Annotated in this window: 4 protein-coding genes, 1 rRNA gene and 1 other annotated feature (1 of these 6 only partly in view); all 5 genes read left to right on the top strand. The window is 49.2% G+C overall.

Annotated elements, in window-relative coordinates:
- Nucleotides 1–344, top strand: a sequence feature (mutual gap in cmsearch alignment for this rRNA model is longer than 100) (it extends 2,645 nt beyond the left edge of the window).
- Between the two features lie 103 nt (nt 345–447).
- Nucleotides 448–563 (top strand): 5S ribosomal RNA (gene rrf, locus OS145_RS09395).
- Between the two features lie 630 nt (nt 564–1,193).
- Nucleotides 1,194–2,207 carry a UDP-N-acetylmuramate dehydrogenase gene (murB, locus tag OS145_RS09385; RefSeq protein ID WP_006956155.1) on the top strand — a complete coding sequence of 338 codons (1,014 nt, stop codon included), beginning with the start codon at nt 1,194–1,196 and terminating at the stop codon, nt 2,205–2,207.
- Nucleotides 2,208–2,209: 2 nt separating this feature from the next.
- On the top strand, nt 2,210–3,202 hold the full coding sequence (gene birA, locus OS145_RS09380; RefSeq protein ID WP_006956154.1) for a bifunctional biotin--[acetyl-CoA-carboxylase] ligase/biotin operon repressor BirA: 993 nt from the start codon (nt 2,210–2,212) through the stop codon (nt 3,200–3,202).
- Nucleotides 3,186–3,956 (top strand): type III pantothenate kinase, encoded by a 771-nt coding sequence (locus tag OS145_RS09375; RefSeq protein WP_006956153.1) that lies wholly within the window; start codon nt 3,186–3,188, stop codon nt 3,954–3,956. Before birA ends, OS145_RS09375 begins: the two co-directional genes overlap by 17 nt.
- Before the next feature lie 13 nt (nt 3,957–3,969).
- Nucleotides 3,970–4,412, top strand: a 443-nt coding sequence (locus OS145_RS09370; protein WP_006956152.1) for a tetratricopeptide repeat protein, incomplete at its 3' end; no start/stop codon positions are given.

Here is a 4,412-nt window from a genome sequence, read left to right as displayed (position 1 = left end):
TTTAAAGTGGTACGCGAGCTGGGTTTAGAACGTCGTGAGACAGTTCGGTCCCTATCTGCCGTGGGCGTTTGAGAGTTGAGAGGAGCTGCTCCTAGTACGAGAGGACCGGAGTGGACGAACCTCTGGTGTTCCGGTTGTCACGCCAGTGGCACTGCCGGGTAGCTAAGTTCGGAATCGATAACCGCTGAAAGCATCTAAGCGGGAAGCGAGCCTCGAGATAAGCTCTCACTAGCACATTAAGTGCTCTGAAGGGTCGTTGCAGACGACGACGTTGATAGGCGGGGTGTGGAAGCGTTGTAAGGCGTTGAGCTAACCCGTACTAATTGCCCGTGAGACTTAACCATACAACACCCAAGGTGTTTGCTTGTTGAGCACGTAAGACGCTTTATCGAATTGAATAAGAGAGTGGCGATACAATCAGCCGAATCCATGTTGTGACAGTTTATGTCTGGCGGCCATAGCGGTATGGCACCACCTGGCTCCATTCCGAACCCAGAAGTGAAACATACCAGCGCCGATGGTAGTGTGGGGTCTCCCCATGTGAGAGTAGGACACCGCCAGACTTCAAATAAACAATCCCTCGTGCGCAAGCACGGGGGATTTTTTATTTTCTGGTGGTGTGCTACGTGAGAGTAGGGTGAAAGCGGGAATTCGGCTTGCCACCCATGTGGCAAGACGCCGCTTGAACGGTGCGAGCTCTGCGAGCGCCTGTGGCGGCGCCAGACTTCAAATAGAATGACCCCAGCCAAGCGGCTGGGGTTTTTTTATGCCTGCTCGCCAGACGCACGTCGCCCCCGCACCCTGTACGTCGCGCATTGTGCGCGACCATCCATATCGGCCCGTGCGCCCAAGGCGCACGCTACGACCGCGCCACGTAAGTCGCGCATTGTGCGCGACAACCCAAACCGCCCCGTGCGCCCAAGGCGCACGCTGCGACCGCGCCACGTAAGTCGCGCATTGTGCGCGACAATCCACATCGGCCCGTGCGCCCAAGGCGCACGCTACGCCCGTGCCTGTACGTCGCGCATTGTGCGCGACCATCCATATCGGCCCGTGCGCCCAAGGCGCACGCTACGACCGCTTCCTGTACGTCGCGCATCCTGCGCGACCATCCACATCGCGCCGTGCGCCCAAGGCGCACGCTACGGCGTTATGATATAATCTGATGATTATTTTGGATTTGGGGTTTTTTTGTGTGGCCTTTAGCTTCTCATCACAGCTTTAAAATTAATAATTATGCTTCAGAAGTGTTTAACGTTACGAGCGTTGCCGATGCACGAAGTGTGGTCGATTTGGATAGCTTCTTAATCTTAGGAGAAGGCACTAATACCCTCTTTGTCGATAATTATGATGGCGTTATAGTAAAAAGCGACATTACAGGTATATCGCTTCAAGAAAGTCAGTCTGGCTGGCATATTCGCGTTGGTGCGCAGGAAAACTGGCACGACTTTGTTACGTGGACATTGGCTAAAAATATGTACGGACTAGAGAACCTTGTGCTGATTCCTGGCTCAGTGGGTGCTGCACCGGTTCAAAATATTGGCGCGTACGGAGTAGAGGTGAGCCAGTATATCCAAAGCGTCGAAGCCATTCACATTTCCACAGGCGAAGTTCACACAATAGCCAACGATGAATGTGACTTTAGCTATCGCGATAGTGTATTTAAAAGGAACCCGCGTAGTTGGCTTATTACCCACGTTAATTTTTATATCCCAAAAGCTTGGCAACCTAATTTAAGCTATCCTGCACTCGCAGATCTTAAGAGCCAAGCCTCGATATCGGCACGAACAATTGCAGACACTGTCATTGCTATTCGGTCGTCAAAGCTTCCAGACCCTAATAAAATACCCAATGCAGGATCGTTTTTTAAAAACCCAGTTGTTTCTGTGGAGCGCTATCAACAACTCATAGGGGACTTCCCGAATCTCGTCGGGTTTGAAGTCGACTCTGGTTACAAGCTAGCCGCCGGCTGGCTAATCGAGTGCTTAGGCTTAAAAGGGACTTGTTGTGGTGACTGTTGTGTTCATAATAAGCAGGCACTCGTGCTTGTTAATCGAGGACATGCGACAGGAGATGACGTGTTGGCGTTGTGTCGGCTTATTCAGCAGCGTGTTGAACAGGCATTCAGTGTTATGCTCGAGCCAGAAGTCCGTCTGATCGGTCGTAATGGTCTGATAGATGACGTAGCGAACTATCAAGGATTATGAGTATGAAAATCGAACAACGGCTAGAGCAGCTGATAAAGCTACTGAATGATGGCGAATTTCACTCGGGCGAATCACTTGGTCAAGCAATGTCTGTCTCGCGTGCGGCTATTAATCAGTACATTGAAAGGTTAGACGCACTTGGAATTGACGTATTTTCGGTATCAGGTAAAGGTTATCGGCTTGCAAGCTCTATTGACTTACTCAATGCTGAACAAATAGTAGCGGCAAGCGAGTTGCCGAAAAGCATGTTAAACGTAAGCTCAATAGTTGGCTCGACCAATGACGACCTCAAGCAATTAAGCGACACACAACAATTACCGCAGGGTTATGCAATACTGGCAGAGGCTCAAACACAGGGTCGTGGCCGGCGAGGAAAACAATGGATCTCACCATTCGGTACCAATCTGTATATCAGTCTGTATTGGCGGTTAGAAGAAGGTCTGGGACGTGCTATGGGTCTCAGCTTAGCGGTGGGTTTAGCAATAGCGCGCGTACTTCGAGAACAGCTTAATATAAAAAACGTGTCAGTTAAGTGGCCCAACGATGTGTACATTGAAAATAAAAAGGTGGCTGGTATTTTGATTGATATCGATAGTCTTGAGGATGGTAGTGCACGTTGTGTGATTGGTGTGGGCATCAATTTAACCCTACCTGACACAGCCGCTCAGTCTATTGATCAAGCGTGGACCGACGTGAATAGCCATTTAGCGTTGCCACTCCAGCGTAACCGGTTCGCAGGTCGCTTACATCAGTATCTCGTCAGAACGCTAACGGACTATGAAAACTCGGGCTTTGGACAGTTTGCCACATTATGGCGAGAATACGATAAGTTCGATACCAAGCCGGTTCGATTATTACTAGGGGAACGAAAAGTTGACGGTCTTTGCCGCGGTGTCGATGAGACCGGCGCGCTTTTAGTTGAGGTCGACGGTAGCGTGAAGCGCTTTTTTGGAGGAGAAATATCTGTGAGGCCCGGTGATGCGACTAGTCATTGATAGCGGTAACACGCGCAGTAAACTGGCCATTTATCGGAATGACCAACTCGTCCGTGAATATAAATATGTAAACGCTGATCTACTTGCCAACGAGCTGTGGACTGTCGATCTCGAGGATGTTGCGGCTGATATAAAGTTATGCTGTGGCTGTTCTGTTGCAAGTCTCGAAGTTAAGAGTGCGATTGAACAGGGACTCCGTCGGCTTGCAATCTCAGTGAATTGGTTAGTCAGTACGACGACGTGGCGTGACGTAAAAAACGGCTATTCGGAACCCGAAAAACTCGGTGCTGATCGTTGGTTCGCTTTGTTAGGTTACCGCTCAGAAGCGCATAACAATTGCATGATTATCGATGCAGGTACGGCGATGACGATCGACTGGATGGATGCGTCGGGTCAGCATTTGGGCGGATGGATTGTCCCAGGACGTCGTTTAATGCACGAATCGATGCATCAGAAAACTGCATTAGTTAAGGGTGAGCTTACGGAGGCGTGTTTTCGGGAACCCGCGACGAGTACGGTGACTGCAATGAGTTATGGTGTCCATTACGCGCTTGTCGGCGCTATAAGCCAAGGATTGCATGTTAGCCGGCAACGTTTTAATAACGAGCCCTTTGATATCGTTGTTACTGGAGGTGATGGTGAACGATTAATTCAATCACTCAATCGTATAGAGTCGATCTCTTACATTCGAAAAGATGATTTAGTGTTCAAGGGTTTGCTGGCTGCTGCCGATAACGAGTTATTGAGACGATAGTAAAGGTAAAGCAATGAGGCACGCTGTTATCATACTCGCCCTTGCGATGTTTTGCTCAACCTATGCTGAGGCGCAAGAGCAAAGCGGAGAAATCGAGGCGGTTCAGCTTTATAGTGATGCTGAATTAGTGGATATGTTTGCAAAAAACACCCATCTTCACCGCGTGGAAATTGAAGATCGCTGTCAATTAGTACAAGATATTCAGGCGCAAGCTGATATTGAAAAGCGTCCGACGTATCAATTTTTATATGGCGATATGCTTGCTTGGGGCGTTTGCTATCAACAAGATGAAGCGTTGGGCATTTTGTATATGGAAAAGGCAGCAAAGCAAGGTCTTATTGCTGCGTTAGAACAGCTGGGTCGCTATTATCATAAGGGAATCCTCGTTCAAAAAGATATCGATAAGGCTATTTTGTATTTGAGGGAAGCCGCATCACTCGGTAATGTTCCCGCGCA

It is taken from the genome of Idiomarina baltica OS145 (assembly GCF_000152885.1).
GTDB lineage: Bacteria > Pseudomonadota > Gammaproteobacteria > Enterobacterales > Alteromonadaceae > Idiomarina > Idiomarina baltica.
Note: the sequence above shows the minus strand (reverse complement) of the source record. Positions and strands in the feature narration are given on the sequence as shown.

Excerpts from the sequence above, each read along its gene's own strand:
- birA (WP_006956154.1), top strand. The coding sequence starts at position 2,210 with ATGAAAATCGAACAACGGCTAGAGCAGCTGATAAAGCTACTGAATGAT.
- OS145_RS09375 (WP_006956153.1), top strand. The coding sequence starts at position 3,186 with ATGCGACTAGTCATTGATAGCGGTAACACGCGCAGTAAACTGGCCATT.